Consider the following 24,400-nt stretch of genomic DNA (forward strand, 5'->3'; position numbering starts at 1 on the left):
CCTCCGTAGGAAGGAACCGAGCAGTGACAAGGGATAACTGATGCTATTCAAGCAACTCTCACGCCTGGCAAAGATCACCAGCCCCCTGGGGCCGGATGTGCTGTTGCTCAAGGACATGGGCGGCGGCGAAGAATTGGGGCGGCTGTTCAGCTATGAGCTGCAGTTGCACTCGCTGGACAACGCCATCGACCTCAACCAGTTGCTCGGCAAACCCATGTGCCTGAGCCTGCAACTGGACGGCGGTGGCGAGCGTCATTTCCATGGCATCGTTGCCCGTTGCAGCCAGAACGTCGACCAGGGCCAGTTCGCCAGTTACCAGGTCACGCTGCGGCCCTGGCTATGGCTGTTGACCCGCACGTCCGATTGCCGGATTTTCCAGAACCTGACCATCCCGCAGATCATCAAGCAGGTGTTTCGTGACCTGGGTTTCTCGGATTTCGAAGATGCCCTGAGCCGGCCCTATCGCGAGTGGGAATACTGCGTGCAGTATCGCGAAACCAGCTTCGACTTCGTCAGCCGCCTGATGGAACAGGAAGGAATCTACTACTTCTTCCGCCATGAACAGGGTCGTCATGTGCTGGTGCTGGCCGATGCCTACGGCGCCCATGCCAACGTGCCCGGCTATGCCTCGGTGCCCTACTACCCCAAGAATGAACAGCAACGCGAACGCGATCACATCTACGATTGGCACCTGGCCCAGCAAGTCCAGCCGGGCTCGCTGGAACTCAACGACTATGACTTCCAGCGCCCTGGCGCGCGGATTGACGTTCGCTCGGCCATGCCCCGTCCGCACACCGCCGGCGATTATCCGCTGTACGACTACCCCGGCACCTATGTGCAAAGCGAAGACGGCGAACACTACGCACGTACCCGCATCGAAGCCTTGCAGACCCTGCACGAACAGGTCGAGCTGGCCGGCAACGCCCGAGGCCTGGGGTCGGGTCATTTGTTCAGCCTCACCGGCTTCAGCCGCCAGGACCAGAACCGCGAATACCTGATCGTCGGCGCCCGCTACCACATTGACCAGGAAAGCCTGGAAACCAGCGGTGGCGTGGCTTCGGCACAGTTCGAAAGCAGCCTGACCTGCATCGACGCACAACAAAGCTATCGCCCGCTGCCCAACACCCACCGCCCCATCGTCAAAGGCCCGCAGACCGCACTGGTGGTGGGCCCCAAGGGCGAGGAAATCTGGACCGACCAGTTCGGCCGGGTGAAAGTGCATTTCTATTGGGACCGTCACGACCAATCCAACGAAAACAGTTCATGCTGGATTCGCGTGTCGCAATCCTGGGCCGGAAAAAACTGGGGCTCGATGCAGATCCCACGAATCGGCCAGGAAGTCATCGTCAGCTTCCTCGAAGGCGACCCGGATCGGCCGATCATCACCGGCCGCGTCTACAACGCCGAACAGACCGTGCCCTACGACTTGCCGGAAAACGCTACCCAGAGCGGCATGAAAAGCCGTTCGAGCAAGGGCGGCTCGCCGGCCAATTTCAACGAAATCCGCATGGAAGACAAAAAAGGCGCCGAGCAGTTGTACATCCATGCCGAGCGCAATCAGGACATCGTGGTCGAGGTGGATGAAAGCCACTCGGTGGGTCACGACCGCAACAAAAGCATCGGGCATAACGAGACGGTGACCATCGGCAACAACCGGCTGCGCATCGTCAAGCAGGAAGACATTCTGTCGGTGGGCCAGCGCAAGACCGACAGCATCAGCCAGAGCTACGTCATCGAAGTGGGCGAAAACCTGCGGCTGGTATGCGGCGAAAGCATCCTGGAGCTCAATGCCAGCGGCCAGATCAACCTGACCGGCGTGCAAATAAGCTTCTATGCCAGCGGTGACGCCGAGATCAACACCGGCGGCGTGCTGCACCTGAACAACGGCGGCGGCCCTGGCGCCACGCCTGACGGCCAGGGCGTCAAGGCCAGCATCGACGCCAATATCAATGCCGCATTCCCCAAGCCCAAGGGCTAACCACGAGATTCAAGCGCCATGACTTACCGCATCAATGAGTTCCAGTTCCAGCTGCCGGCAAGCGAGCTGCAAGACGCGACGATCAACATCCTCAAGTTCCCCGAACTGGGCACCTCGCTGATTGTCAGCCGCAGCTTGCTGGCCGAGGGCGAAACCCTGCAAAGCAACTTCGACGACCAGCTCAAGCGCCTGGAAAAACAAGTGCAGGACTTGCGTTTTCAGCCGGGCGTCGCCGTGCGCCTGGGCGCCAGCCAGGAGGTCGAAGGCATCGAGTTGCGCAGCCAGTTCAACAAGGGCAACGACAAAGTCTTCCAATATCAGTTGGCGCTGGTATTGCCCGGAACCCGCAAAATGCTCGCCCTGAGCTACGTGAAGGCGGAAAAACTCGGCGATGCCGAAGCCGCGCATTGGGCAACCATCAAGAGTTCGTTGCTGTTCGACGTTCCGGCCTGATGAGCACCCTGCATGTCTGACGCACTCTGGGCCGCCCGGCTGGGCGATGCCCTCGACCACACCTCGATGATGGCCGACATCCTCGGCGGCGTGCTGGAGGTGGCAGCGAACATCGCGATCACCGCGCTGGCGACGGCTGCCGTGGTGGCGGCGACGGGCATCACCGTCGCCACCGGCGGCCTCGGCTGCTTCCTGCTCGGCGCGGTGGTGGGCACCATCGTCGGCCTTGCCATGAGCAAGACCGGGGCCGACAAGGGCCTGAGCAACCTGTGCGAGAGCTTCAGCAATGCGCTGTTCCCGCCCACGGTGCAGGCAACGATTCTCACCGGCTCCACCAACACCCTGACCAACAACATGCCCGCCGCCCGGGCCGCCGGGGCGATTGCGTCCCATGTCGCGCCGGCCGGCACCGAGCTGGAGGCACCCGAGCCCGAAGCCGAGCCCAGCTATCTGGACATGGCCGAGAGCTTCTTCTCGCAGATGTGGCGCCCCACCGTCGCCACCCCGGCGCCCGGCGCCGTGCCCAAGCCGCTGGACCTGCTCGTCTGCATGAAGCATCCGCCGATGCCGCCGCAGTTCATGGCCGAGGGCTCGGACAAGGTCACCATCAACGGCCAACCCGCCGTGCGCAGCGGCGACCGTAGCACCTGCGATGCCAAGGTCGTATCGTCCGGGCTGATCTCATCGAACGTGACCATTGGTGGCGGTTCGGTGGTAGTGCGTGAGATCCGCAGCGGCAAGACCCCGGGCGTGGGGCTGGCGGTCACCGCGTTGCTGATGCTCAAGGGCGGCAAGGGCAAGTTCTTCAGCAAACTGCCGTGCATGCTGATCGGCGGCGCGACGTCGATGGCTATCAGCAGCGCCATGGGCGCCATGGCCAACGCCGCCATGGGTTCGTCGAACCCGGTGCATGCTGCGACCGGGGCCAAGGTGCTGGGTGGGGACGAAGAGCTGGATTTCGTGCTGCCGGGCATCTTGCCGATCGATTGGCAGCGCTTCTACAACAGCCGCGACGAACGCCGCGACGGGTTGTTCGGCGCGGGTTGGAGCGTGTCCTACGAGGTGCGGGTTGAAATCCTGCCTCACCCGGAGGGCGGGAAAACGCTGGTGTACACCGATGAACAGGGCCGGCGCATCGATATGGGCTCGATTCCTCTGGGCGGCGCGGTGTTCAGTGCGGGTGAAGGGCTGAGTGTTCGGCGGCATCGCAATGGGGAATTGTTGATTGAAAGCGATGACGGGTTGTATCGGCTGTTCGACGGTACACCCGGTAATCCGTCGTTGTTGCGCCTGAACCAGCTCGGTGACCGCAATGACAACCGCATCCACCTCGACTATGACGACGCCGGACAGTTGGCGCGCCTACGGGACACCTTCGATCTGGTGCAGGTCGAATTGATTCGGGAGCGCGACCGCGTGGCTCGAGTGGAACGCGTGTATCCCGACCAGCATCGTGAAGTGCTCGTCAGTTATGGCTACGACACAGTGGGCAACCTGGCCGAAGTGCGCGACGCCACCGACCAGGTGCAACGGCGCTTCGCCTACGACGCCGGGCGGCGGATGGTCGAGCATCAGTTGCCCACGGGGCTGCGATGTTTCTATGAATGGGCGTTGGTTGAAGACCTTGAATGGCGCGTGGTCCGGCACTGGACCGACGAAGGCGACACTTACCAGTTCGACTATGACCTGAAGGCCGGTGCAACGCGCATCACCGACGGCTCACAGCGCATCAGTACACGGCGCTGGAACACCCAGCACCAGATCACCGAATACACCGACAACCTCGGCCAGACCTGGCAGTTCGAGTGGAACGACGAACGCCAATTGCTCAGCGCGACCGACCCGCAGGGCGGGCGCTATGAATACAGCTACGACGACGCCGGCAACCTGATCGGCGAAACCGACCCGCTGGGCCGCAGTGAATCGACCCTATGGCTCGAGCACTGGGCCTTGCCGCTGGTGGAAACCGATACCGCGGACAACAGTTGGCAATATCGCTACGATCAGCGCGGCAACTGCATCGCCGAAACCGATCCGCTGGGCCATGTAACGCGATACCGCTACGACACCCAAGGCCAGGTCGTCGAGATCATCGACGCCACCGGCAAAAGCAAAAGGCTGCGCTGGAACCCGTTCGGCCAACTGGTCGAACACATCGATTGTTCGGGTTACCCGACGCGGTTCAGCTACGACAACCGGGGCTATCTGCAAACCATCACCGATGCCCTCGGCGAACGCACCCAATTCAGTTACGACGCCCAGGGACGGTTGCTCAGCAGCCAATTGCCGGACGGCCGCACCGAGCAGTATCAGCGCGACGTCAGCGGCCAGTTGACCGGCTATACCGACCCGGCCGGGCACACCACGCTCTACCAACACAACCGTCGCGGCCAGGTCCGCCAACGCACCGACGCCCATGGCCGGCAGGTGCAGTTCGGGTACGACCGCTATGGGCGGCTGCAGGCGCTGACCAACGAAAATGGCGAGAGTTATCGGTTTGCCTGGGATGCTGGGGATCGACTGATTGAACAACAGGATCTGGATGGCAGTGCCAAGCGCTACACCTATGACCTGCTGGATAACGTCGCGGCGGTCACGGCTGTTCCGGCACCTTACGGTAACGGCCTGGCCGTCGTCCCCGAGTCGCCCCCCGCTCCCATCGTTCACCGACTGGAACGCGACGCCGTCGGCCGGCTGATCGCCAAAGTCACCGACGATGGCCGCACCGACTACACCTACGACCCACTGGACCAGCTCACCGCCGTCACCTTCACCGACCACCAGGGCAACGCACAAACCCTGAGCTTCGCCTACGACGCCCTCGGCCAGTTGCTCGCCGAACACAGCGCGGCCGGCAGCCTGCAATATCACTATGACGAACTCGGCAACCTGATCCAGACCCAACTGCCCGACGGCCGCTGGCTCAATCGCCTGTACTACGGCAGCGGCCACCTGCACCAGATCAACCTCGACGGCCAGGTCATCAGCGACTTCGAACGCGACCGCCTGCACCGCGAAGTGCTGCGCACCCAGGGCCAGATCAGCACCCGCAGCGAATACGACCGCAGCGGGCGCTTACGCTCACGCCAACGCCGTCACACCAGCCAGCCCTCGTTGATGCCGGCGGCCGTGCAAAAGCACTTCGAGTATGACCCCGCTGACAACCTGATCGGCAAACTCGACCAGCAACCCGCCGCACAACACCGCCAACTGCTGCACTACGACGCCACTGGCCGCATCATCGCCAGCCAGGACAGCCTGCACGGCCAGCGCGAAACCTTCGCCTACGACGCCGCCGCCAACCTGCTGGACGGCCCACAACCCGGCGCCGGGCTGGTGGTGCACAACAAACTGCTGACCTATCAGGACAAGCGTTATCGCTATGACGCGTTTGGCCGGATGATCGAAAAACGCAGCGCTAAACGAGGCCTGCAGCGCTTCGGTTACGACGCCGAAAGCCGCTTGATTGAAGTGCGCAATGAAAACGGCAGCGTGGTCAGGATGACCTACGACCCACTGGGCCGGCGCATCGAAAAAACCGTACACGACAGCAAGGGTTATCCACTGGGAGAAACCCGCTTCACGTGGGACGGCCTGCGCCTGTTGCAGGAACATCGCCATCAGCAAACCAGCCTCTACCTATACGAAGACGAAGGTTACGAACCCCTGGCCCGCGTCGACGGCACCGGCCCACTGCAAAAAATCCGCTACTACCACAACGACCTCAACGGCCTGCCGGAACAGCTCACCGAGGCGGACGGCCACAACGTCTGGCAGGCGAGTTATCGGGTGTGGGGCAACACGTTAGAAGAGGTGCGCGAGCCGTATTACATTGAAGAGCAGAACCTGCGATTTCAGGGACAATACCTGGACCGGGAGACGGGGCTGCATTTCAATACGTTCAGGTTTTATGATCCGGATGTGGGGCGGTTTACGACGCCGGATCCGATTGGGTTGGCAGGGGGAATCAATCTATATCTGTATGCGGCCAACCCACTCGAGTGGGTGGACCCGTTGGGATGGAGTTGCTCGTCATCCATTAACAAACGAATCAACAAGCTGAAGAAGCAGGGCTATCAGGACCATCACATTCTGAGTGACAAACACGCCAGTACCAAAAATCATCCGCTGCTGAAGTTGGCTGGATTTGACCTGCAAAGCAGACAAAATAAAATTTTCCTACCCAACAAGGCCACCGCCATGGCCGATGGACGCCGATCAATTCATGAGGGACGTCACGCCGGTAGAGTCAACGACAACCTGGCCGGACGAATGACACAAGCAGAACAAGCTGGCAAGCGGAACAACTGGAATCAGGCGCAATATCGCAAGGCCCTGGATAAAATAGTTTCCGATGAGCGCAAACTACTCCGTTCCGGCGAGAGGCAACTGAACAAAAATGCCCGTCCCGGCGCTTATTACGATTAGGAAAATCAAGCATGATCTTAAGTTGGAAAGCCCCTACCTATTACAGCGAACAACTGATCGGCTCGTATGACATCGAAAGCGGTTCTTATGAAACCGCCGGTTCGAATTTTGACTACCTGTCATTGTTGGCGGGAAAACCCTATCCATTGAATATGGACAAGCCAAAGGTCTATTTTCCGTGCAAGAAAAAAAAGCTGCTTGCGTATGACTGCCTATGGCTACTTGGGGGAGTCCCACTAGTCACTGAGCGACTTGCGAATTTTCTCACCAATCAATCTGCTCAGGACATTCAGCTCATTCAACCTGCTGTCGTCATTGCAGACGGGGAAGAGGTCGACGAAGCTTTTTTCATAGTGAATGCAATCAATACCGTCAACGCGATAGATCAAGGGCAATCTGCCGCTGAACGGGATGATGACGGATCGATCATCTATTTCACTAAAACCTGGTTCCTGGACGATGCTGCCGGCATGCGCGGAATCGCTCGTGAGCCAGAGTCAGGAGACCTTCTGATCTCTCAGCAGTTGGCCGATTCTATGATCGAGAAAAAATTCAAAAGCAACAAAGGCTTGGGTTTCTATATCGCCAACCGCACATTTGTCCCTTATAAAAATCAGGCCTAGGCTTCTGGCCCCCATGATGATCGACATTTTTAGGGGCGGCTCTGGGCTGGTGGTGCACAACAAACTGCTGACCTATCAGGACAAACGTTACCGCTATGACTCGTTAGGCCGGATGATCGAAGAACGCAGTACTAAACGGGGCGTGCAGCGTTTCGGTTACGACGCCGAGAGTCGGTTGATCGAAGTGCGCAATGAAAACGGCAGCGTGGTCACGTCTACCATAAATACAGAACTATCATATGAAGAACTTGGCAGATAAAAACCCCACGCTGGCAGATGAGATAATGGCCATTATGGCCTCGGGCAATGAGCTCGATGAGCAAAACAAAAAAAATGAAGCCCAGGCCTTGTACCAAAAAGCATGGGACTTGCTTCCTGAGCCAAAACTAGAATGGACACCTTTGTCGTCATGGGTCACAGGTTCTTTTTTCAACCTGCACTTCGACAACGGTGACTTCGAGGCCGCTAAAGATTGGGCACAAAAGACCCTGGATGGCCGAGAGTCAGATATCGATACAGGTCCGTTGATCAACTTGGGAATGGTCTACTTTGAACTGAAAGATTATTCACAGGCTTATAAATACTTTGACGATGCTTATAGCTTCGGTAAGGCACGAGCCTTTCAAGAAATATTAAAAAAATATCTGAAGTTCTATTTAGAGAAAAAAGCCTGACCATGGCCGAGGGCTCTAGGGCCGACACCTGAGGTTTCAGGGGCAGTACCTGGAGACGGGGCTGCATTTCAATACGTTCAGGTTTTATGATCCGGATGTGGGGTGGTTTACTACGCCGGATCCGATTGGGTTGGCGGGGGGATTCAACCTCTATCAATACGCACCGAATCCGATTGGGTGGGTGGATCCGTGGGGGTGGGAAGTTTGTCGACTCAGCGCCTCACAGAAGAGAGCGATGGGGCCTGCTCCTAAGGGTATGGTAAAGCCGCATTACCATCATATCGTCCGCGAAAAAGCTCCGAAAAGCTGGAAAGCTCAAAATCAAAAGTACATTACCGACTCGCAAAAAATTCTGGCCAAACACAAAATTGGCCTAAACAACGACCCGCGCAACTTCACCTGGGCCCAAAATGGTGGAGGGAATCACTCGATAGCCAGCGCCAAAAAAGTCTATGAAATACTACAGAAAGCAGACGTCGGCGGGCTGGCCAGTGTCCAAAACGCATTGAAAAACATGGGTGCTCAAATGACAAAAGGTATTTTTTAAATGAACAACCCAGAAGAAATTTATGAAAAGAACATTAAAACTTTATTAGCCATTCACGCAGACATCGCGTCGGGAAATGCAGCCTCACTAAAAAAGTGCCTAGAGAAAAATTCCGTTCTATTGCACTTGCCCATGTATGGTCTTGATGGGCATGAAACCCTGCTGCACATGGCCGCTGAACAGGGGCAAACCGAAATTTGCCGCTTATTGGTGTCTTTAGGTATTGCGCTGGACCAGCCTGCCGCCAGTTCCGGCAATAGCACGCCACTTGCCGCAGCCGCTGGCAATGGACACTTACAAACATGCCAATGGTTTCTTGAGGCCGGTGCTTTGGTGGATGGGTGGCCTAACAGCATAACCACCCCGCTGATTGACGCGATTACCTTTGGGCATCAGGACGTCGTCAATCTTCTTGTAGAACACCATGCCAACATCAATCGACTGCACACCAGGCTGAATACTGCGCCATTGGACATCGCCAACACCTGGGGATTTACAGAGATTGCGTCCACCTTAAGAAAATCCGGGGCGGTCAGTATCATGGACGTTGAAAGCCAGCCTGAGGAATTTGGTGGTTCTATAGTCACTTTCGTGCACAACACCGCTGGCTGGGTTCTACCCGCGCAACTGAGTCCCATCACTAATGAAGGGGGGCTGGAGCTGCGTATCAGCTGTATTGATGGCAAAAGCAAGTTCAAGTTACTCTTTACCATCGGACTTTTTGCCAAAAATCCTCATACCGAATTATTCGTATGCTTACCTGGCGACTGGCCTCTTACGCAGCATGGTTTTCCCCCCCACAGTCCTTGGGTTTTTCCGGTTGAGTTGCTGTCTCTGCTCGCTCGCCACACGTTCGATAATGGCCCCTTGTCGGAAGGCTTCTTGATTCGTCGTTCCGATGCCATGTATGCCAACCTGGCCTGGCCAGACGAAGTGGATGCTTTCGTGGCCGTGGATAAAGCCTGGGATACGAAAACTGAAAAAGAGATCATCCCCGACGATGAAAAGGTGATGCTCTATGTTTTGGTGCCTGTCAAATTCAAGAAAAAAGGCGAACCCGACACAGCAGCATTGCGTGCTCTGACACAACGCAAACGTACAGCCAGTTGGGCGAGTGTGGTCATTCCGGCTCCGGATCCAGAGATAATGCAGTAGAAAGGTGGAGCGGCAAAGCACCAGCCAAGTCCCTGTTGGGCGATCCTTGGGGCGGAGAAAAAGACCAGAGACTGGTGGAGGGTCTTCGTTAGAAGTTCATCTCTGCGTCCAACAAAAATGGGCACCCGACCCAGTCGGCGTGCCCATTTTTCCAGCTCGCACTCATCATGTTCTCTCGCCATCCGGTCAGTCGCCAAATCAACAAGGAAGTACTAATGCTTTCTACCTGACGATTACGTAGGCAACCCCAATCCCGATCAAAAATGGTATTCCAGTCGGTCCCACGCCAATGCCTGACAGTGCTTGTTTAAAAGCCTTGTAGGTAACGTCGTGAAAGCTACAACACCTTGCGTCGTTGCCTACGGCTACGCCAGAATCCGCCGGCTTGTGCGCTTTGGGGTCGGTCGGTAACTTGATTCGTGTCACTGATCGTCAGTGGTCGGGTTTAGTCGCCCGCTGGTAATTGAAGTTGTACAAGCGTCCGTCAGACAGGTACTTGCTACCTGCATTTTGATGGTGGCTGTGCGTAGGGCACCTTTGGGTGCGCCGGCTTCTTCAATTCCCCGGTCCGACTAACCTGCGTACAGCCGCCACCCCTTCGTTTAGTCGGCGAAGGGGTGTCAGCATCACTCATGGAATTGAAGATCATGTTCAAAGTTACACCTAACCCACCGGACACCGATCCGGTCTCCCCATACGAAAGCCCCGATTCAAAAAAACTCAACGACGCCGCCGAACGCGCCCTCGACCATCACTTCCCGCCAGCCGAACCAAAGCCACCGAAACGCAAAGGCCAGCTCTTCAGCGTCTGCCCGGGCATCAACACTGAAGCCCTCCTCGCCAATGCCTCGGAAGATATCTTGTCCATCAGCGCCATCGCCGCCGACCTCGCCGACGACGTGGACGGTTCACGCCGCTCCGTAGCCCTGTCGCTCAGCCGCCTGGCCGATGGGGTGCATTTGTTGGTAGAGCGCGCGCTGGATCACCTGAATGAGCCGGAAATAGCAGCGATTCTCGCCAGGAAACAAAGCCGAGTCGGCTGATCCGCCAGACAGAAAAAATGGGCACCCAACCTCGTTGGCGTGCCCATTTTTTATCCCGCTCGCCCGCTGTGCGGGAAGTCGGTGCGTGTTACGGATTAACGCTGTCTTTCAACGACTTGCCTGGCTTGAACGCAACAGTATTGCTGGCCTTGATCTTCACCGGCTCACCGGTTTGCGGGTTTTTGCCGGTGCGGGCACCGCGATGGCGTTGCAGGAAGGTGCCGAAGCCCACCAGCGTGACGCTATCCTTGCGATGCAGAGCGCCAGTGATTTCTTCGAGAACGGCGTTGAGAACGCGATTGGCCTGTTCTTTGGTGAGATCTGCTTTTTCCGCGATGGCAGCGGCGAGTTCTGGTTTACGCATGAGTGAAGCCCCTTTGACGGTTTTTTGTTGTTATGTCCGTGCTGTTCTCGTTGGAACAGCGCCCAAGGCGCCGCAGGTGCTCTACTCTGCGGCAGACGGGAATGAGGATGGCATGCGCGCAAGAGCGGCGCCAGTCTCCCCGCGACCTTTGTGGGGGCAAAAACGGGGTGATTCCGACAGAACGACCGGCATTTACGCCAACAGGGCCGGAAGTTCTTTGTTCAGGGCGAGTTTTTCCATCACCGCCGCGCCGGTCAGGGCATAGCCCAGCAATTTGCCGGCGCTGTCGCGGCACAGCACCTTGATGTCCGCGCCCTGCCCTTCGACCGTCCAGACGCCCTCCGCGCCCCGTGGCGGCGGCGAAACCACCAATGGGCAGACCGGGGTTTTCACGGTGATCGGCATCGGGCCGTAACTCACCGCCGTAGGGTTTCCGGCGAGGGTCTGGGCCAGCGCTCTCGCACAGCTCATGAGGGGCATGACGTACAACAGATTCAGCCCATCGACCTCGGCGCAATCGCCCAGGGCGTAGATGTTGGCGTGAGAGGTTTTCAGGTGACGGTCAACCACCACGCCACGATTGACCTGCACCCCGGCAGCGGCCGCCAGGTCGATGCGCGGACGCAGACCGATGGCTGACACCACTACGTCGCAAGGGATGACCTGGCCGTCAGACAGATGCGCTTCCAGGCCGTCCGCCACTCGCTGCAAGCGATTGAGCACCGGCCCGAGGTGGAAGCGCGCGCCCAGGCTTTCCAGGCCGGCCTGGACCGCAGCGGCCGCCGCCGGGTGGAGCAAGGTCGGCATGACTTGTTCGCAGGGGGCAACCAGTTGCACTTCGTAGCCACCGAGAATCAGGTCGTTGGCAAATTCGCAGCCAATCAAACCGGCGCCCAGCAGCAGCACCCGACGCTTGCCGGCCGCGGCTGCGCGAAAACGTGCGTAGTCTTCAAGGTCGTTGATCGGGAAAACGGCATCGGCCGCGTCGCCTTCAATCGGCACGCGCACGGTTTCCGCGCCCCAGGCCAGGATCAGGTCACGATAGATCACTGATTCTTCGCCGATCCACAGGCGCTTGTGGCCCGGATCGATGCCGCTGATGCGCGTGTGGGTGCGCACTTCGGCCTTTAATTGCTCGGCCATGGCGCCCGGTTCGGCCATGCTCAGGCCATCGGCGTCTTTATTCTTGCCAAAGCCGGTGGAAAGCATCGGCTTGGAGTAGGAGCGTCCGTCATCTGCGGTAATCAACAGCAGCGGGGTTTCGCCATCGAGTTTGCGAAACTCCCGGGCCAGGTTGTAGCCAGCCAGCCCAGTGCCGACGATCACGACAGGTGCGTTCATTCCTAGCTCCTTGGAGGCTTAGTTGATTTCAATCATTTCAAAATCCATTTTGCCCACGCCGCAGTCCGGGCACAGCCAGTCTTCCGGCACGTCCTGCCACGGTGTGCCCGCCGCAATACCGTCGTCCGGCCAGCCTTCGGCTTCGTTATAGATCAGGCCGCAGACCACACATTGCCACTTTTTCATTCAGGTATTTCCTCGGGATTCAGGCTTTTGCCGGCGCGAACGGTCGATAGATGAAGCGTTGCTGTCCGGCTCAGGGCGTTTTGTACTGATCGGGCCCGGCAGATGCAAGCCTGTTCGGCGCAACGGCAGGCCGGATCAATCAAACTCGCCGCCTGACATGGTAAGCTCGCCGCCTCATTTGCTGCCAATAATGACTCACTGTGCCGCACTCAAAAGCCCCCTCCCCGACGCCGCTCTGGCTTTCTCAAAGCCAACTGATGCCCCGCCCCGACACGTCTACGCTCGATTGGTTGTTCGATGAAGGGTCACTGACCCGACGCCTGACCCGTTTGTCGAATGACGGTTTCAGCGTCACGCCGCTGTTCGAAGGCTGGCAATCGCTGCGCGCCGACGAATGTGCCGCGCTGGAGCTGGCCGAAGGCAGCGAAGGCTGGGTGCGCGAGGTGTATCTGCGCGGCCACGGTGAAGCCTGGGTGTTTGCCCGCAGCGTGGCGGCGCGTAGTGCGCTGCAGGGCGACGGATTGCATATGGATGAGCTGGGTAGCCGCTCCCTGGGCGAACTGCTGTTTTGCGATCGGGCGTTTCAGCGCCGGGCCATCGAGGTTTGTCACTATCCTCAAGCGTGGTTGCCGATGGAGGCTCAGGCGCCTGAACTGTGGGGCCGGCGCTCGCGTTTCGACCGTGGCGCCCTGAGCGTGCTGGTGGCCGAGGTTTTCCTGCCGACCCTGTGGAGCGCCGCCCGCGCGCATCCGGAGAACTGCTGATGTACCAGAACCTGCTCAAGTCTCTGAACCGCGTGAATCCTCGGGCCTGGGATTTCATTCAGCTGACCCGCATGGACAAGCCGATCGGCATTTACCTGCTGCTGTGGCCGACGCTGTGGGCTCTGTGGATTGCCGGTGAAGGTTCGCCGTCACTGGCCAATATCGTGATTTTCGTGCTCGGCGTGGTACTGACCCGTGCCGGCGGTTGCGTGATCAACGATTGGGCGGACCGCAAGGTCGATGGCCATGTGAAACGCACCGAGCAACGGCCGCTGGTGAGCGGCAAGATCAGCTCCAAAGAAGCCCTGGTGTTCTTCGCGGTGCTGATGGGTGTGAGCTTCCTGCTGGTGCTGTGCACCAACGCGGCGACGGTCTGGCTGTCGCTGGGCGGTTTGGCCCTGGCCTTCACGTATCCGTTCATGAAGCGTTACACCTATTACCCGCAAGTGGTGCTGGGCGCGGCGTTCTCCTGGGGCATGCCGATGGCGTTCACTGCCGAGACCGGTGAGTTGCCGGCGACAGCCTGGTTGCTGTGGATCGCCAACTTGCTGTGGACCGTGGGCTACGACACCTATTACGCCATGACCGACCGCGATGACGACCTGAAGATCGGGGTGAAATCCACCGCGATCCTGTTTGGCGATGCCGACCGGGTGATCATTCTGACCTTGCAAGGCCTGGCGCTGGGCTGCCTGTTGCTGGCTGGCTCGAAATTCCATCTCGGTGGCTGGTTCCACCTTGGGTTGCTGGTGGCGGCAGGCTGCTTTGCGTGGGAGTTCTGGTACACCCGCAGCAAAGACCGGATGCGTTGCTTCCAGGCGTTTTTGCATAACCACTGGGCGGGGTTGGCGATTTTTGTGGGGATTGTGCTGGATTACGCATTACGTTGACTGCGATTGATCTGTAGCAGCTGCCGAACTCAGGCTTCGCCAGCTGCTACAGACTGTTTACAGGGCAGGCAATCGCTTACTTGTGTTCGCCAATCACGTGCCACATTTTCATCATGCCGTCGCCTTTCATGTCTCCCGGCTTGCTGTCCATTTTGTAGGTGTACATTGGCTTGCCGTCGTAAGTCCATTGCATTGTGCCGTCGTCACGCTTGATCGGCTTCCATTCACCCATGGGCTTGGCATCCATCGGAGCCATCATCGGCGGCCAGTTCTTCGCACACTCACCCATGCACATCGACTTGCCGTCCTTGTCCTTGTCAAAGGTATACAAGGTCATGCCCTTCTGATCGACCATCATGCCGCCTTTCATCATGGCGGGTTCTGCCGCAAAGGCCAGGGACGGCAGCGTTAACGCAGCCGTGACCAGCAGGACCTTCCAGGATTTAGCAATGTGATTCATGGAAACCTTCCTTTTGTGGTTGTCAGGATTCGGAATTAGAGCTTAGTTCAGGATCGCGACAATCGCAGGGCGGCTAAAATACTGTCACACGACTGCAATAATTCCGTTATCTAATGCGGCGCAAGACAGTTAAATGACAAGAGGATTAAGGCATGGTTGGCAGGAGCATTCTGATCGTCGACGACGAAGCGCCCATTCGCGAAATGATCGCCGTTGCGTTGGAAATGGCCGGCTATGACTGCCTGGAGGCGGAGAACTCCCAGCAGGCCCATGCCATTATCGTCGACCGCAAACCGGACCTGATCCTGCTCGACTGGATGCTGCCCGGCACCTCCGGCATCGAGTTGGCCCGCCGCCTCAAGCGCGACGAACTGACCGGGGATATCCCGATCATCATGCTCACCGCCAAGGGCGAAGAGGACAACAAGATCCAGGGCCTGGAAGTCGGCGCCGACGACTACATCACCAAACCGTTTTCCCCCCGCGAACTGGTGGCCCGCCTCAAAGCCGTGCTGCGTCGCGCCGGCCCGACCGATGGCGAAGCGCCGATCGAAGTCGGCGGCCTGCTGCTGGACCCGATCAGCCACCGCGTGACCATCGACGGCAAACCTGCCGAGATGGGCCCGACCGAGTACCGTTTGCTGCAATTCTTCATGACCCACCAGGAACGTGCCTACACCCGCGGCCAGTTGCTGGATCAGGTCTGGGGCGGCAATGTCTACGTCGAAGAGCGCACTGTCGACGTGCACATCCGTCGCCTGCGCAAAGCCCTCGGCGATGCCTACGAAAATCTGGTACAAACCGTGCGCGGCACCGGCTACCGGTTTTCCACCAAGGCCTGAACAGACCGCCAGCCTCGCTGACAAGGACGCATATTTTCCGTGAACCAAAACTGGCATGGCACCCTGATTCGCCACATGCTGTTGCTGGTCACCGCCTGCCTGGTGATCGGCCTGATTTCCGGCTACTACGGCTGGAGTCTCGCCGTGGGCCTGGGGGTTTACCTGGCCTGGACCCTCAAACAGCTGCTGCGCCTGCACGAATGGCTGCGCCTGCACCAACCCGATGAAGCACCGCCCGACGGCTATGGCCTGTGGGGCGAAGTGTTCGACAGCATCTATCACCTGCAACGCCGCGACCAACGGGTACGCGGGCGCTTGCAAGCGGTGATCGACCGGGTCCAGGAATCCACTGCCGCGCTGAAAGACGCAGTGATCATGCTCGACAGCGACGGCAACCTTGAGTGGTGGAACCGCGCCGCCGAAACCCTGCTCGGCCTCAAGACTCCTCAGGACAGCGGCCAGCCGGTGACCAACCTGGTGCGCCATCCGCGTTTCAAGGAATACTTCGAGCAGGACAACTACGCCGAACCATTGGAGATTCCGTCGCCGATCAATGATCGCCTGCGCATTCAGCTGTACATCACCCGCTACGGCAACAACGAGCACTTGATGCTGGTGCGCGACGTGACGCGTATCCATCAGCTGGAGCAGATGCGCAAAGACTTCATCGCCAACGTGTCCCACGAACTACGCACGCCCCTGACGGTGATTTGCGGCTACCTGGAAACCCTGCTCGATAACGTCGAGGACGTGAATCCGCGCTGGACCCGTGCCCTGCAGCAAATGCAGCAGCAAGGCGGGCGCATGCAGACCTTGCTTAACGATTTGCTGCTGCTGGCCAAACTGGAAGCCACCGATTACCCATCGGACAACCAACCAGTGTCCATCGATAGCCTGCTGCAATCGATCAAGAGCGACGCCCAACAGCTGTCGGGTCAGAAAAATCAGCGCATCACCCTGGAAGCCGACCCGACGATTCTGCTCAAGGGCAGTGAAGCCGAACTGCGCAGTGCGTTTTCCAATCTGGTGTTCAACGCGGTGAAATACACCCCGGCCGAAGGCAATATCCGCATTCGCTGGTGGGGTGACGAGCAAGGTGCACACCTGAGCGTGCAGGATTCGGGAATCGGCATCGACAGCAAACACCTGCCGCGCCTGACCGAACGCTTCTATCGCGTCGATTCCAGCCGCAATTCCAACACCGGCGGCACCGGGCTGGGGCTGGCCATCGTCAAGCACGTGTTGCTGCGCCACCGGGCACGCATGGAAATCAGCAGTGTGCCGGGGCATGGCAGCACGTTTACCTGCCATTTCGCGCCGGCCCAGGTCACCAAATCCCGCGTGATCAGCGCCGCGGACTGATACCGACTAGCACTCGCCACTAGGCAATCGATCAGTCAGCCGCTACATTGGCTGACTTGTGCCTGCCCTTCAGGCACTGCATTTCCCCCTTTTTTGAATACACGGAACCCGCAAAACTCCATCATGGACCCTTCCCCTGGCTTGACCCTCGCAACAATATTCGCCGACTTCGGCATGATTCTTTTTGCTCTGATCCTGGTTTTGCTCAACGGCTTTTTCGTTGCGGCAGAGTTTGCCATGGTCAAACTGCGCTCGACCCGGGTCGAAGCCATCGCTGAACAGCACGGCTGGCGCGGGCACATCCTGCGCACCGTACACAGTCAGCTCGATGCTTACCTGTCAGCGTGCCAACTGGGTATCACCCTCGCTTCTCTGGGTCTGGGCTGGGTCGGCGAACCGGCGTTCGCGCACCTCCTGGAGCCTGTGCTGAGTGCCGTTGGTGTAGATTCCGCTGAAGTGGTCAAGGCGGTTTCGTTCTTCACGGCGTTCTTCATCATTTCGTACCTGCACATCGTGGTCGGTGAGCTGGCACCAAAATCCTGGGCCATCCGCAAACCCGAGTTGCTGTCGCTGTGGACGGCGGTGCCGCTGTACTTGTTCTACTGGGCCATGTACCCGGCCATCTACCTGCTCAACGCCAGCGCCAACCAGATCCTGCGCATCGCCGGGCAAGGTGAGCCCGGCCCGCACCACGAGCACCATTACAGCCGCGAAGAACTGAAACTGATCCTGCACTCCAGCCGTGGCCAGGACCCAAGCGACCAAGGCATGCGCGTACTGGCCTCGGCGGTGGAAATGGGCGAGCTGGAAGTGGTCGACTGGGCCAACTCCCGGGAAGACCTGGTCACCCTCGAGTTCAACGCTCCGCTCAAGGAAATCCTGGCGTTGTTCCGTCGCCACAAGTTCAGCCGCTACCCGGTGTACGACAGCGAGCGCAAGGAGTTCGTCGGCCTGCTGCACATCAAGGATCTGCTGCTGGAACTGGCCGCCCTTGATCACATTCCCGAGTCGTTCAACCTCGCCGAACTGACCCGACCACTGGAGCGCGTATCGCGTCACATGCCGCTGTCGCAACTGCTGGAGCAGTTCCGCAAGGGCGGCTCGCACTTCGCCTTGGTCGAGGAAGCCGACGGCAACATCATCGGCTACCTGACCATGGAAGACGTGCTGGAAGTGCTGGTGGGCGACATTCAGGACGAACACCGCAAGGCTGAACGCGGGATCCTCGCGTATCAGCCGGGCAAGCTGCTGGTGCGGGGCGATACGCCGCTGTTCAAGGTGGAACGCCTGCTGGGCATCGACCTGGACCACATCGAAGCCGAAACCCTCGCCGGGCTGGTCTACGAAACCCTGAAACGGGTGCCGGAAGAGGAAGAAGTGCTGGAAGTCGAAGGTTTGCGGATCATCATCAAAAAGATGAAAGGGCCGAAGATCATATTGGCCAAGGTGTTGATGCTGGACTGAGCCACGCCCTTGTAGGAGCCGGCTTGCTGGCGATCAGGAGCGCTGCGGTGTCTCTGTTATACCGCGTTATCGTTCATCGCCAGCAAGCCGGCTCCTACTGCCCAACGCAAAGTTGGGCAACGCCCCCACCGGTTGATTGAACTGGTACGGAATGGACACCAGACCCAACCCGGTATTGCGCTGCACCACGAAGTGCAGGTGCGGGCCGCTGCTGTTGCCGGTGTTGCCCGACAGCGCCAGTGCACTGCCCACCACTACCCGCTGACCTTCCCGTACGCAGACTGAACCTTTCTTGAGGTGCAGGTACACGCCCATCGTCCCGTCATCGTGCAACACCCGCACGAAATTGCCCGATGGATCGTTGCCGCGCCCGGTCTGGCCATTCTCGGTTTTCACCACCACCCCGCCGCGCGCCGCGATGATCGGCGTGCCTTCGGGCATGGCGATATCCATCGCGTAACGGTTCTTCGGTCCGTAGTGGCTATATTGGCCATTGGGGCCCTGGGTCAGCCGAAACGGACCGCCACGCCAGGGCAACGGATATCGATAGGCCATGGCAGCCCCTGAGGGGTCGCCCAGGAAATATGCGAACCTTGGGTTATACACGATCGGCCTTCCAGCCTTCGTCGGCGTGAGCAGGGCCAGACGAAGGTTACTGCGCGCCGGCATCACCCGCCGGATCGGTCGGCTCGGCGCTCCGCTGACGTTCTGCAACCGGTCGAAACTCAGCTCGATCTCGACCGGCGCATACAGGTCGTTGCGCACGAACACGCTGTCCATGCCATTCAGCCTCTTGATGTCGAGGTACACCTGCCGCTCAAGGTGTTCGACCATTCGGTCGCGAAAAACGAACACCTTCGCGCCTTTGGTGGGGCGGTCGCTGTAAGAGACCACGCCACTGGCATCAGTGGACTTATAGATCGTCATGGCCACAGCCGAGGTGGAGGCCATGAAAAGACCACAGAAAAACAGCAGGCGCGCGAGCATGGGCAAAATTCTGTTGAGTAGGCCTGGGAAGGAGCCTAGCAGCAGAAATGGACCTGCGTAGTCGACAGATGTTTCAAATGATCATTCCCACGCTCTGCCTGGGAATACAGCAAGGGACGCTCTGCGTCCCATCCGAAGCGGACGCGGAGCGTCCGGGGAGGTATTCCCACGCAGCGCGTGGGAACGATCAGCGGTACACGTTACGCACCCGGTACGAAGTGCTTCTGCGCGGTGCCACGGGCGATCAGGCGGGAGATGTAGTCGAGCTTCTGTGCATCCTGGTCGACAAAGCGGAACGTCAGTTGCAGCCACTCGCTGTCCGGCTTCGGCTCGTGGGCGACGATGGCGTGCAAGTAGCCGTTAAGACGGGCAGTTTCGGCATTGTCGCCCTGCTCCAGGTCGAGTACGGCGTTGTCGAGGACTTGCGGCAAGGTGTCGGTGCGTTTCACCACCAGCAGCGCTTCCTTGATGCTCAAGGCCTTGATCACGCATTGCTGTGTGCCGCTCGACAGGCGCAGTTGGCCTTGGCCACGACCGCCAGCTGATGCGGAGGCAGGCGCCTTGACCGGTGGATTGTTGAGCAGGCCGCGAGACGGCGCCGCAGCCGGGGCTGGCGCGGCGGCGGCAGGTTTGGCAAACGGGTTGACCGCTGCAGCCGAGGGTGCGACTACCGCCGCTTTGCCACCGGTCAATGCGCTCAGGGAATCGTTGCCGAACGCCGAGTTCATTTTGGTCGGCGCGCTATTCATCAAGGTATCGAGCTTGCCAACCTTGTTCAGGGCCTGCTTGACCTTGGTCAACAGCTGCTCGTTGGTGAATGGCTTGCTGACGTAGCCGGAAACCCCGGCCTGGATCGCCTGGACCACGTTTTCTTTATCGCCACGGCTGGTCACCATCACGAACGGCATGGTCTTGAGGTTGTCCTGCTCACGGCACCAGGTCAGCAACTCCAGACCGGACATTTCCGGCATTTCCCAGTCGCACAGAACCAGGTCGAACGCTTCCTTGGCCAGCATGGCCTGGGCCTTTTTACCGTTGACTGCATCTTCGGTCCGGATCCCCGGGAAGTAGTTGCGCAGGCACTTTTTTACCAGGTCACGAATGAACGACGCATCGTCCACGACCAACACACTGATCTTGCTCATCCAACACCCCTTTAAAAATCCCGGCAAGCATAACGCTGGCTGATGGCACTTTGCCAAAACTCTTCAGTCACGCCGGGACTTTTCGTTCGCGGGTGCTGCTTTTCAATTCGGCTTTTCAGTTCAAAAGCCACACAAACAAAAACGCCCGGCCAAGAGGCCGGGCGCTTTTTCTTGGGCAACCTTACTTATCGTCAGCTTTGTCCGGAACATTAGCGGTTTCGGCACTTGTGCCTTCCACTTCTTCCTTCATGCGCTTGAGGCCCAGGTGACGCACGTCGGTGCCGCGCACCAGGTAAATCACCAGTTCCGAGATATTGCGCGCGTGGTCGCCGATTCGCTCAAGGGAACGCAGCACCCAGATAATGCTCAAGACACGCGAGATAGAGCGTGGATCTTCCATCATGTAGGTGGCGAGTTCGCGCAGCGCGGTCTTGTATTCGCGGTCGATGATCTTGTCGTACTGCGCCACCGACAGCGCCAGGTCGGCGTCGAAACGGGCAAATGCGTCCAGGGCATCGCGAACCATGTTGCGCACCTGGTCGCCGATGTGGCGAACCTCGACATAACCGCGCGGCGCTTCGCCTTCTTCACACAACTGAATGGCGCGACGGGCGATCTTGGTGGCTTCGTCGCCGATACGCTCGAGGTCGATCACCGATTTGGAGATGCTGATGATCAGACGCAAGTCCGACGCCGCCGGCTGACGACGGGCCAGAATGCGCAGGCATTCTTCGTCGATGTTGCGTTCCATCTGGTTGATCTGGTCGTCGACCTCGCGCACTTGCTGGGCCAGGCCGGAATCGGCCTCGATCAGCGCGGTGACCGCGTCGTTGACCTGCTTCTCGACCAGCCCGCCCATGGCCAGGAGGTGGCTGCGCACTTCCTCGAGCTCAGCGTTGAACTGCTGGGAGATGTGATGGGTAAGGCCTTCTTTACTAATCATGTTGGCGTCCTTGGAGCGTCCGGTAAGGTGCGGTGGGCCGCAGCGTCAGTTCAGTGAGCAACAACAGCTTCCTAGCCGTAACGACCGGTGATGTAGTCTTCGGTCTGCTTCTTCGCCGGATTGGTGAACAGGGTGTCGGTGTCGCCGAACTCCACCAGTTTGCCCATATACATGAACGCCGTGTAGTCGGAAACCCGCGCGGCCTGTTGCATGTTGTGGGTCACGATAACAATGGTGAACTTGGATTTCAGTTCGTAGATCAGCTCTTCGACTTTCAGCGTGGAGATCGGGTCGAGTGCCGAGCACGGTTCGTCGAGCAGCAGCACTTCCGGCTCCACGGCGATGGTGCGGGCAATCACCAGACGTTGCTGCTGACCACCGGACAGACCGAGTGCCGACTCGTGCAGACGATCCTTGACTTCATCCCACAGCGCCGCGCCTTTCAACGCCCACTCGACGGCTTCGTCGAGGATGCGCTTTTTGTTGATGCCCTGGATGCGCAAGCCGTAAACCACGTTTTCATAGATGGTTTTCGGGAACGGGTTGGGCTTCTGGAACACCATGCCGACGCGACGACGCAGCTCGGCCACGTCCTCGCCCTTGCGGTAGATGTTGTTGCCGTAGAGGTTGATCGCGCCTTCGACGCGGCAGCCATCCACCAGGTCGTTCATGCGGTTGAAAGTGCGCAACAGCGTGGACTTGCCACAGCCGGACGGGCCGATGAAGGCGGTCACGCGCTGTTTCGGGATGTTCATGCTGACGTCATACAGCGCTTGTTTGTCGCCGTAGAACAGGCTCAACCCCGGCACTTCAATGGCCACGGTTTCCTGCTCGAGACTCAGGCTCTGTTTGTCGCGGCCCAGGGCCGACATGTTGATGCCGTGAGTGTGTGCTTCGTGCTGCATGGGAGGCTCCCTGTGCTAACAAATTCGGTTCGGGGCCGCAGGCCAGGCCCGCGGTTACGCAATTCTTTGTAGGAGCCGGCTTGCTGGCGATGCAGGCAACTCGGTCCCGCAGGCTCACCGCGGTGATGCCTTCGCCAGCAAGCCGGCTCCTACAGTTCGGTGTTGATCAGCTATCCAGCGCCTTGTACTTCTCGCGCAGGTGGTTACGGATATAAACGGCCGACAGGTTCAATGTCGCGATCACCAGCACCAGCAGCAGCGCCGTGGCATACACCAGCGGCCGCGCGGCTTCTACGTTCGGGCTCTGGAAGCCGACGTCATAAATGTGGAAGCCCAGGTGCATGATCTTCTGGTCCAGGTGCAGGTACGGGTAGTTGCCATCCAGCGGCAGCGACGGCGCCAGTTTCACTACACCCACCAGCATCAGCGGCGCCACTTCACCGGCGGCGCGGGCCACGGCGAGGATCATGCCGGTCATCATTGCCGGGCTGGCCATCGGCAGCACGATCTTCCACAAGGTCTCGGCCTTGGTCGCACCGAGGGCCAACGAGCCTTCGCGCACGGTGCGAGGAATCCGCGCCAGGCCTTCTTCGGTGGCCACGATCACCACCGGCACAGCCAGCAGGGCCAAGGTCAACGAAGCCCACAACAGACCCGGCGTACCGAAGGTCGGCGCCGGCAAGGCTTCGGGGAAGAACAACCGGTCGATCGAGCCGCCCAGCACATAAACGAAGAAGCCCAGGCCGAACACGCCGTAAACGATCGCCGGTACGCCCGCCAGGTTGTTCACCGCAATACGGATCACTCGGGTCAGGGTGTTCTGCTTGGCGTATTCACGCAGGTAGACCGCCGCCAGCACACCGAACGGAGTGACGATCATCGCCATGATCAGGGTCATCATCACGGTGCCGAAAATCGCCGGGAAGATCCCGCCTTCGGTGTTGGCTTCGCGCGGGTCATCACTGAGGAATTCCCAGACCTTGCTGAAGTAGAAGCCAACCTTGGTAAAGGTGCTCATGGCGTTCGGCTGATAGGCGTGAACCACTTTGCCGATACCGATCTCGACCTCTTTACCGTTCGCGTCACGAGCCGTCAGGCTGTCACGGTTGAACTGCTTGTGCAGGTCGTTCAGACGCGCTTCGATTTCCTGATAACGGGCATTCAGCTCGGCACGCTCAGACTCCAGGTCCGCCTGTGCGGTAGCGTCGAGACGGCCGGCCAATTCCAGCTTGCGACCGTGCAGACGAACACGTTCGAGACCGGCGTTGATCGCGCCGATGTCGGTTTTTTCCAGGCTCTTGAGCTGCCCAGCCAACTGGTTGACGCGATCGACACGGGCCTGCAACTCAGGCCATGCGGCTTCGCCTTCAGCGACGACCTTGCCGTCCTCTTTGACGTTGACCAGGTAGCCGTAGAAGTTGCCCCACTCGCGACGCTCGATGGTCATCAGCTCTGGCGGGGTTTTCTGGTTGGTCAGCCACTCGCCGACAATCCAGGTGAAGTCCGTGCCGTTCAGATCGCGGTTGCCGACCTTGATCAGCTCGCGGGTCATGAACTCCGGGCCCTGATCGGGCACCGGCAGGCCAGCGGTTTTCAGGCGCTCGCGTGGCACTTCTTCCTTCTGCACCACTTCGCCGATGACCAGGTGGTTGGCCTGGCCCGGCACGTCGTAATTGGCGTGGATCAGGTCCGCCGGCCAGAAGTGCCCCAGACCGCGCACGGCAATGACCGCCAGCAGGCCAATGGTCATGATGACCGCAATGGACACCGCGCCGCCGCTGATCCAGACGCCGGGGGCGCCGCTCTTGAACCATCCATTCAGGGAGTTCTGTTTCACAGACTTCTA

The 24,400-nt window shown here is 59.2% G+C and carries 23 protein-coding genes and 1 pseudogene; 15 read left to right on the forward strand and 9 right to left on the reverse strand.

The window, feature by feature from the left end:
- Window positions 1-40 precede the first annotated feature (40 nt).
- The 10 genes and pseudogenes from tssI to F475_RS02590 all read left to right on the forward strand — a co-directional run bounded on the left by tssI (window position 41) and on the right by F475_RS02590 (window position 10,901).
- Window positions 41-1,978 (forward strand): type VI secretion system tip protein TssI/VgrG, encoded by a 1,938-nt coding sequence (tssI, locus tag F475_RS02550; protein ID WP_111453067.1) that lies wholly within the window; start codon window positions 41-43, stop codon window positions 1,976-1,978.
- 18 nt (window positions 1,979-1,996) lie between these two features.
- The gene (locus F475_RS02555; RefSeq protein ID WP_019650052.1) at window positions 1,997-2,431 is read left to right on the forward strand and encodes a DcrB-related protein; all 435 of its coding nucleotides are present in this window, start codon (window positions 1,997-1,999) and stop codon (window positions 2,429-2,431) included.
- Between the two features lie 12 nt (window positions 2,432-2,443).
- Window positions 2,444-6,859 (forward strand): RHS repeat-associated core domain-containing protein, encoded by a 4,416-nt coding sequence (locus F475_RS02560; RefSeq protein WP_111453068.1) that lies wholly within the window; start codon window positions 2,444-2,446, stop codon window positions 6,857-6,859.
- 11 nt (window positions 6,860-6,870) lie between these two features.
- On the forward strand, window positions 6,871-7,482 hold the full coding sequence (locus tag F475_RS02565; RefSeq protein ID WP_111453069.1) for an imm11 family protein: 612 nt from the start codon (window positions 6,871-6,873) through the stop codon (window positions 7,480-7,482).
- 13 nt (window positions 7,483-7,495) lie between these two features.
- Window positions 7,496-7,741 (forward strand): RHS repeat domain-containing protein, encoded by a 246-nt coding sequence (locus F475_RS02570; protein ID WP_111453070.1) that lies wholly within the window; start codon window positions 7,496-7,498, stop codon window positions 7,739-7,741.
- Window positions 7,722-8,156, forward strand: coding sequence for a hypothetical protein (locus tag F475_RS02575; RefSeq protein WP_111453071.1), 435 nt, complete (start codon window positions 7,722-7,724; stop codon window positions 8,154-8,156). The genes F475_RS02570 and F475_RS02575 overlap by 20 nt, the downstream gene beginning before the upstream one ends.
- A gap of 22 nt (window positions 8,157-8,178) precedes the next feature.
- Window positions 8,179-8,364, forward strand: a pseudogene (locus tag F475_RS30565) (RHS repeat-associated core domain-containing protein); the annotation flags it as partial.
- A 27-nt stretch (window positions 8,365-8,391) separates the two neighbouring features.
- Window positions 8,392-8,703: a hypothetical protein gene (locus tag F475_RS30570; protein WP_256597036.1), complete on the forward strand. Its 312-nt coding sequence runs from the start codon at window positions 8,392-8,394 to the stop codon at window positions 8,701-8,703.
- On the forward strand, window positions 8,704-9,858 hold the full coding sequence (locus F475_RS02585; RefSeq protein WP_111453072.1) for an ankyrin repeat domain-containing protein: 1,155 nt from the start codon (window positions 8,704-8,706) through the stop codon (window positions 9,856-9,858).
- 647 nt (window positions 9,859-10,505) lie between these two features.
- Window positions 10,506-10,901: a DUF6124 family protein gene (locus F475_RS02590; RefSeq protein ID WP_111453148.1), complete on the forward strand. Its 396-nt coding sequence runs from the start codon at window positions 10,506-10,508 to the stop codon at window positions 10,899-10,901.
- 88 nt (window positions 10,902-10,989) lie between these two features.
- Here F475_RS02590 and F475_RS02595 read toward each other — a convergent pair whose 3' ends face one another.
- The 3 genes from F475_RS02595 to F475_RS02605 form a co-directional block, all read right to left on the reverse strand.
- A complete protein-coding gene (locus F475_RS02595) occupies window positions 10,990-11,265 on the reverse strand; it encodes an HU family DNA-binding protein (protein ID WP_003213368.1) in 276 nt (91 codons plus the stop codon).
- Window positions 11,266-11,457: 192 nt separating this feature from the next.
- Window positions 11,458-12,606, reverse strand: a complete 1,149-nt coding sequence (locus F475_RS02600) for an NAD(P)/FAD-dependent oxidoreductase (RefSeq protein WP_007934519.1) — start codon at window positions 12,604-12,606, stop codon at window positions 11,458-11,460.
- An 18-nt stretch (window positions 12,607-12,624) separates the two neighbouring features.
- Complete coding sequence (locus tag F475_RS02605; protein ID WP_007896465.1) at window positions 12,625-12,792, reverse strand: rubredoxin; 168 nt, start codon at window positions 12,790-12,792, stop codon at window positions 12,625-12,627.
- 200 nt (window positions 12,793-12,992) lie between these two features.
- On the opposite strand from F475_RS02605, the gene F475_RS02610 reads away from it, so the two are divergent.
- Together F475_RS02610 and ubiA are read left to right on the forward strand one after the other, a co-directional pair.
- Window positions 12,993-13,556 (forward strand): chorismate lyase, encoded by a 564-nt coding sequence (locus tag F475_RS02610; protein WP_064621149.1) that lies wholly within the window; start codon window positions 12,993-12,995, stop codon window positions 13,554-13,556.
- Window positions 13,556-14,446 carry a 4-hydroxybenzoate octaprenyltransferase gene (ubiA, locus tag F475_RS02615; protein ID WP_018927398.1) on the forward strand — a complete coding sequence of 297 codons (891 nt, stop codon included), beginning with the start codon at window positions 13,556-13,558 and terminating at the stop codon, window positions 14,444-14,446. The genes F475_RS02610 and ubiA overlap by 1 nt, the downstream gene beginning before the upstream one ends.
- A 76-nt stretch (window positions 14,447-14,522) precedes the next feature.
- Here ubiA and F475_RS02620 read toward each other — a convergent pair whose 3' ends face one another.
- Window positions 14,523-14,906 carry a hypothetical protein gene (locus F475_RS02620; protein WP_018927397.1) on the reverse strand — a complete coding sequence of 128 codons (384 nt, stop codon included), beginning with the start codon at window positions 14,904-14,906 and terminating at the stop codon, window positions 14,523-14,525.
- Window positions 14,907-15,058: 152 nt separating this feature from the next.
- Here F475_RS02620 and phoB point away from each other — a divergent pair, with 152 nt between their 5' ends.
- The 3 genes from phoB (at window position 15,059) to F475_RS02635 (ending at window position 18,574) form a co-directional block, all read left to right on the forward strand.
- Window positions 15,059-15,748 (forward strand): phosphate regulon transcriptional regulator PhoB, encoded by a 690-nt coding sequence (phoB, locus tag F475_RS02625; RefSeq protein ID WP_007896474.1) that lies wholly within the window; start codon window positions 15,059-15,061, stop codon window positions 15,746-15,748.
- A gap of 75 nt (window positions 15,749-15,823) precedes the next feature.
- A complete protein-coding gene (phoR, locus tag F475_RS02630; protein WP_218585017.1) occupies window positions 15,824-17,110 on the forward strand; it encodes a phosphate regulon sensor histidine kinase PhoR in 1,287 nt (428 codons plus the stop codon).
- 123 nt (window positions 17,111-17,233) lie between these two features.
- Window positions 17,234-18,574 (forward strand): hemolysin family protein, encoded by a 1,341-nt coding sequence (locus F475_RS02635; RefSeq protein WP_018927395.1) that lies wholly within the window; start codon window positions 17,234-17,236, stop codon window positions 18,572-18,574.
- A 66-nt stretch (window positions 18,575-18,640) separates the two neighbouring features.
- Here the strand turns inward: F475_RS02635 and F475_RS02640 are convergent, their stop codons facing one another.
- From F475_RS02640 to pstA, 5 genes are all read right to left on the reverse strand, one after another.
- Entirely contained in the window at window positions 18,641-19,561 is a 921-nt protein-coding gene (locus tag F475_RS02640; RefSeq protein ID WP_018927394.1) for a peptidoglycan DD-metalloendopeptidase family protein, read from the reverse strand.
- 200 nt (window positions 19,562-19,761) lie between these two features.
- On the reverse strand, window positions 19,762-20,706 hold the full coding sequence (locus F475_RS02645; protein WP_086945212.1) for a response regulator: 945 nt from the start codon (window positions 20,704-20,706) through the stop codon (window positions 19,762-19,764).
- A gap of 181 nt (window positions 20,707-20,887) precedes the next feature.
- Window positions 20,888-21,649, reverse strand: coding sequence for a phosphate signaling complex protein PhoU (gene phoU / locus F475_RS02650; RefSeq protein WP_007934507.1), 762 nt, complete (start codon window positions 21,647-21,649; stop codon window positions 20,888-20,890).
- 71 nt (window positions 21,650-21,720) lie between these two features.
- A complete protein-coding gene (gene pstB / locus F475_RS02655) occupies window positions 21,721-22,554 on the reverse strand; it encodes a phosphate ABC transporter ATP-binding protein PstB (RefSeq protein WP_008150054.1) in 834 nt (277 codons plus the stop codon).
- A gap of 166 nt (window positions 22,555-22,720) precedes the next feature.
- Window positions 22,721-24,391, reverse strand: coding sequence for a phosphate ABC transporter permease PstA (pstA, locus tag F475_RS02660; RefSeq protein ID WP_018927392.1), 1,671 nt, complete (start codon window positions 24,389-24,391; stop codon window positions 22,721-22,723).
- Between the last annotated feature and the right edge of the window lie 9 nt (window positions 24,392-24,400).

The organism is Pseudomonas sp. URMO17WK12:I6 (genome assembly GCF_003253625.1).
Taxonomy (GTDB): domain Bacteria; phylum Pseudomonadota; class Gammaproteobacteria; order Pseudomonadales; family Pseudomonadaceae; genus Aquipseudomonas.

Bases quoted from the DNA above. Each gene is read 5' to 3' on its own strand.
- F475_RS02555 (WP_019650052.1), top strand. From the start codon at position 1,997: ATGACTTACCGCATCAATGAGTTCCAGTTCCAGCTGCCGGCAAGCGAG.
- F475_RS02635 (WP_018927395.1), top strand. From the start codon at position 17,234: ATGGACCCTTCCCCTGGCTTGACCCTCGCAACAATATTCGCCGACTTC.
- phoR (WP_218585017.1), top strand. From the start codon at position 15,824: ATGCTGTTGCTGGTCACCGCCTGCCTGGTGATCGGCCTGATTTCCGGC.
- F475_RS02585 (WP_111453072.1), top strand. From the start codon at position 8,704: ATGAACAACCCAGAAGAAATTTATGAAAAGAACATTAAAACTTTATTA.
- F475_RS02575 (WP_111453071.1), top strand. From the start codon at position 7,722: ATGAAGAACTTGGCAGATAAAAACCCCACGCTGGCAGATGAGATAATG.
- tssI (WP_111453067.1), top strand. From the start codon at position 41: ATGCTATTCAAGCAACTCTCACGCCTGGCAAAGATCACCAGCCCCCTG.
- F475_RS02640 (WP_018927394.1), bottom strand. From the start codon at position 19,561: ATGCTCGCGCGCCTGCTGTTTTTCTGTGGTCTTTTCATGGCCTCCACC.
- F475_RS02565 (WP_111453069.1), top strand. From the start codon at position 6,871: ATGATCTTAAGTTGGAAAGCCCCTACCTATTACAGCGAACAACTGATC.
- F475_RS02595 (WP_003213368.1), bottom strand. From the start codon at position 11,265: ATGCGTAAACCAGAACTCGCCGCTGCCATCGCGGAAAAAGCAGATCTC.
- F475_RS02620 (WP_018927397.1), bottom strand. From the start codon at position 14,906: ATGAATCACATTGCTAAATCCTGGAAGGTCCTGCTGGTCACGGCTGCG.
- phoU (WP_007934507.1), bottom strand. From the start codon at position 21,649: ATGATTAGTAAAGAAGGCCTTACCCATCACATCTCCCAGCAGTTCAAC.
- F475_RS02645 (WP_086945212.1), bottom strand. From the start codon at position 20,706: ATGAGCAAGATCAGTGTGTTGGTCGTGGACGATGCGTCGTTCATTCGT.
- ubiA (WP_018927398.1), top strand. From the start codon at position 13,556: ATGTACCAGAACCTGCTCAAGTCTCTGAACCGCGTGAATCCTCGGGCC.
- F475_RS02570 (WP_111453070.1), top strand. From the start codon at position 7,496: ATGATGATCGACATTTTTAGGGGCGGCTCTGGGCTGGTGGTGCACAAC.
- F475_RS02590 (WP_111453148.1), top strand. From the start codon at position 10,506: ATGTTCAAAGTTACACCTAACCCACCGGACACCGATCCGGTCTCCCCA.
- F475_RS30570 (WP_256597036.1), top strand. From the start codon at position 8,392: ATGGGGCCTGCTCCTAAGGGTATGGTAAAGCCGCATTACCATCATATC.
- F475_RS02605 (WP_007896465.1), bottom strand. From the start codon at position 12,792: ATGAAAAAGTGGCAATGTGTGGTCTGCGGCCTGATCTATAACGAAGCC.
- phoB (WP_007896474.1), top strand. From the start codon at position 15,059: ATGGTTGGCAGGAGCATTCTGATCGTCGACGACGAAGCGCCCATTCGC.
- F475_RS02600 (WP_007934519.1), bottom strand. From the start codon at position 12,606: ATGAACGCACCTGTCGTGATCGTCGGCACTGGGCTGGCTGGCTACAAC.
- F475_RS02560 (WP_111453068.1), top strand. From the start codon at position 2,444: ATGTCTGACGCACTCTGGGCCGCCCGGCTGGGCGATGCCCTCGACCAC.
- pstB (WP_008150054.1), bottom strand. From the start codon at position 22,554: ATGCAGCACGAAGCACACACTCACGGCATCAACATGTCGGCCCTGGGC.